Source organism: Geoglobus sp. (assembly GCF_054018175.1).
The window spans coordinates 1-3828 of record NZ_JBPLZQ010000017.1; the positions used below are offsets into that span (position 1 = coordinate 1).

5 protein-coding genes are annotated in these 3828 nt (G+C 53.6%); all 5 read left to right on the top strand.

Going from position 1 to position 3828, the window contains the following annotated elements; translation table 11 throughout:
* The coding region (locus tag ACXJJC_RS01240) for a Rossmann-fold NAD(P)-binding domain-containing protein (RefSeq protein ID WP_503421133.1) at positions 1-400 on the top strand (400 nt) is incomplete at its 5' end.
* Between the two features lie 110 nt (positions 401-510).
* Entirely contained in the window at positions 511-1686 is a 1176-nt protein-coding gene (locus ACXJJC_RS01245) for a CBS domain-containing protein (protein WP_456368773.1), read from the top strand.
* 21 nt (positions 1687-1707) lie between these two features.
* Positions 1708-2892, top strand: a complete 1185-nt coding sequence (locus ACXJJC_RS01250) for a bifunctional 5,6,7,8-tetrahydromethanopterin hydro-lyase/3-hexulose-6-phosphate synthase (RefSeq protein WP_456368775.1) — start codon at positions 1708-1710, stop codon at positions 2890-2892.
* Between the two features lie 10 nt (positions 2893-2902).
* A complete protein-coding gene (gene tpiA / locus ACXJJC_RS01255; protein ID WP_456368777.1) occupies positions 2903-3565 on the top strand; it encodes a triose-phosphate isomerase in 663 nt (220 codons plus the stop codon).
* Between the two features lie 43 nt (positions 3566-3608).
* Positions 3609-3770, top strand: coding sequence for a hypothetical protein (locus tag ACXJJC_RS01260; protein WP_456368779.1), 162 nt, complete (start codon positions 3609-3611; stop codon positions 3768-3770).
* Positions 3771-3828 lie beyond the last annotated feature (58 nt).

The following is a 3828-nucleotide window of genomic DNA, read 5'->3' on the forward strand; positions in this document are numbered from 1 at the left end:
CCCCTGTGCGCTTGGAGGGGTTATAAACGACAGCACGGTAAGGAGGCTGAGGTGCAGCATCGTTGCCGGAGCGGCAAACAACCAGCTCGAAAACGACAGAGTCGGTGAGCTGCTCGCAAACCTCGGAATTCTGTACGCCCCGGACTACATCATAAACGCAGGCGGCCTGATTGCTGTTGCTCACGAGTACGAGTGCTTGAAAAGGCACAGGGAGGCGGAAGAGTCCGAGCTCATCAAGGAAGTTGCAAGGGTGGGTGAAAGGTTGAGGGACGTGTTCCGATTGTGGGAAGAGATGACTGACACCGGAAAGTCCGTGTCCACGGCAAAGGCCGCAGACGTGCTGACATTGAGCAGAATGGAGAAGATGAAGTGCATGAGAAACATTTACCTGCCCTGCTGACCTTTATTTTTTGTCTATTTGCAGGTTGGAGCACTGCCACGACTTTTCAGCCTGCAGCGGGCATACTTTTTTAAACTTTGCCTGTATAAACAAAAACGGGAGGTGATGGTATGGACAGGGAACAGCTCGAAAATCTGATAAGATTCGATTATGAGGTCGTAAATGCCGATGAGACGATTTCAAAGGTGCTCCCGCTTCTCGATAAGCTTGATCCTGACAAGGCAAGTGCCCTCGTTGTCAAGGAGGATGACAGAATTATCGGTGTCATCAGGGAGAGGGACCTGATACGGGGCAGCGCGATGACGAATCCGCACGAGACCAAGGTCAGGAACTTTGTGATCAGGACCGGAATCATAGACTATTCCGACCTTGATGTGGAGAGGATCGTCAGGAGGTTCATCGAGGACTCCACCCCGTTCGTCATAATCAGAAAGGACGGAAACTACGGAGTGATCTACATCAACGACTTCCTGATAGCCCTGAAAGAAGAGCTCAGTGACGTCAAGGTGAGGGAAGTCATGAACCCGGACGTCGTCACCATAAACGCCCACGACTCCGCCGGAAAGGCCCTCTCGCTCATGAGAACCCACGGTGTTGACAGGCTCGTGGTTGTTGACGAGATGCACAGGGTCGCCGGAGTCATAACGGGCAAGGACATCGTTGACAGGATTATCGCACCCAGAAAGAGGGCGAGAATGGGTGACAGCAAGGGCGAGAAGGAGAAGACCCTCGCAATAATGGTGGAGAGCATCATGAGCTACCCGCCAGTGACCTGCGAGAAGGATGAGAGGGTGCCGGACGTCATCGACCAGATGGTGGAGCACAGGGTTTCAAGCGTGGTCGTCGTTGCGGCTGACGAGACTCCGGAAGGTATTGTCACGAAGAAAGACATTCTCGAAAAGTTCCTCGCCGAGAGGAAGCCGGAAGGTCAGCTGAGAATCGAGCTCATAGTCAGAGGGATGGAGATAGACGAGTTCGATCAGGTGGCGATTCAGGACGACGTGGAAAAGTTCATGAGGAAGTTCAGCAGCTTTATCAGAGATGCGGTCATGTTCATATACATAAAGCAGCACAAGGAGCGGTTCAGGGGTCTGCCGCTGATCCACGTCAGGGTTAAGCTCTCGTCGGACAGGGGCACATTCTTCGCCACCGGTGAGGGGTGGGGTGTGGAGTTCGCCATCCACGCGACCCTCAAGAAGCTCGAGAGAGAGATCCTCAAGGAGAAAGAGCTGCTCACGGATGCGAAGATGGTGAGAAGGTTCTACGAAGAGGTTTTTGAATTCTAATCTTTTTCCGAGGTGTGGATTATGGAATACAGGATTGGTGAGGCGCTGGTCGGTGCGGGGAACGAGGTGGCGCACATAGACCTCATGATAGGGACGAAGGACAGCCCTGTTGGTGAGGCTTTTGCAAATGCTCTGTCTCAGCTCTCAGCCGGTCACACTCCGCTGCTTGCAGTATTGAGGCCCAACCTAATAACCAAGCCACCGGCCGTAATCATACCCAAGGTCACGGTAAAGGACATGTTTCAGGCCGAGCTGATTTTCGGGCCTGCGCAGATGGCCGTGGCAAAGGCGATTGCTGATGCTGTGGAGGACGGAATAATTCCTAAGGAAAAGGCCGATGACTACGTAATCGTGGTGAGCGTCTTCATACATCCAAAGGCCAGGAACAAGGAAAAGGTATTCTACTACAACTACAGCGCAACCAAGCTGGCAATAAAGAGGGCGATGCAGGGCTTCCCCGACGTCGATACCGTGCTGTACGAAAAGGACAGGAGCTTCCACCCGTTTGCGGGCAGGAAGCTCACCAGACTCTGGGATCCACCGTACCTCCAGGTTGCGATCGACATTCCAAACATCGATGAGGTGCTCAGGGTTTTGAAGTACATACCGGACAGCGACCACATAATATTCGAGGTTGGAACTCCCCTCGCCAAGAGGTACGGGGCAGAGGTGATCCTCAGGCTGAGGGAGGAGAAGCCGGATGCATTCTTTGTGCTCGACCTGAAGACCCTCGATACGGGCAACCTCGAGGCGAGGATGGCTGTCGATGCAACAGCAAATGCGGTCGTCATCTCGGGGCTCGCGCCGATAAACACGATAAAGAAGGCCATAAACGAGGCCCAGAAGCTCGGAATCTACTGCGTCGTGGACATGCTGAACGTTGAAGATCCTGTCAGCAGGCTCGACAAGATCGTAGAGGCAGGGGTGAAGCCCGACGTCGTGGAGCTGCACAGGGCGATAGACTCGGAGCATGAAGAGCCACCGTGGAAGTTCGCAAGACCGATAAAGGAGAGGCACGATGTGCTCGTAGCTGTAGCAGGAGGGATAAGGCCGGAGAACGTCGAAGACGCCATTTCGGGTGGTGCAGACATACTCGTGGTTGGAAGGGCGATAACGAGGGCAAGAGACATTGAAGGGGCGGCGAGGAGATTCCTGGCGAGCATGAAGCCCGATACGGACCAGTTCAGGGTCATGACTGACTTCTGAGGTGGTTTGCGTGAAGGCCGTTATCATAAACTTTAAGGCGTATGGGGAGGGGAGCGGTGAGAGGGCAATAGCCCTCGCAAGGGCTGTGAAGGAGGTTTCCGAAAAGGTGGACTTCTACATGGCCATCGCTCCGAACTATCTCGACATCCCCGACATAGTGAGGAGCGTGGACATAGACGTCTTCGCCCAGCACGCAGATGCCGTCAGCTACGGAAGTCACACCGGAAGGATCACCCCCGAAATGCTGAAGGAGAAGGGCGTTAAGGGCAGTCTGATAAACCACAGCGAGAGGAGGCTCAGGCTCGCAGACATAGACTACCTCGTCTCGAAGTTCAGGGAACTCGGACTCACCTCAGTCGTCTGCACGAACAACGTCGCAACGACGAGGGCGGCAGCAGCACTCTCCCCAGACTACGTGGCCATTGAACCTCCAGAGCTGATTGGAAGCGGAATTCCCGTGAGCAAGGCAGAACCAGAAGTTGTCGAGAATTCGGTTAAGGCCGCGAAAGAGGTTAGCCCGGACGTTAAAGTTCTGTGCGGTGCAGGGATTGCGACCTACGAGGATGTCATAGCAGCAATGGACCTCGGAGCTGACGGTGTTCTGCTGGCAAGTGGGGTTGTAAAGGCGAAGGACCAGAAAAAGGCACTCGAAGAGCTCGTGGGACTGAGGTAACTCAGTTAAGAAAAATTTATATTTTGTCAATCTTACTTGATTTATGGGATGCGTGGAGTGCAAGTTCTACGAGTACGATGGAGTGTACAGGTGCAGGTGGTTCGAGGCGAGAATTTCCAGGATTTTTCCGAGATGGGTTGATGACTTCAAGAGGGGGGAGCTGAGGTTCAAGAAGTGTGGATATTACAGGAACAAAAGGGACTGAGAAAGTGAGATGAATTCGTATCACGACCGGAGAATTGCCTAAATACCACATAATCCCA

Coding starts and splice junctions, on each gene's coding strand:
- ACXJJC_RS01245 (WP_456368773.1), top strand. CDS start 511: ATGGACAGGGAACAGCTCGAAAATCTGATAAGATTCGATTATGAGGTC.
- ACXJJC_RS01250 (WP_456368775.1), top strand. CDS start 1,708: ATGGAATACAGGATTGGTGAGGCGCTGGTCGGTGCGGGGAACGAGGTG.
- ACXJJC_RS01260 (WP_456368779.1), top strand. CDS start 3,609: ATGGGATGCGTGGAGTGCAAGTTCTACGAGTACGATGGAGTGTACAGG.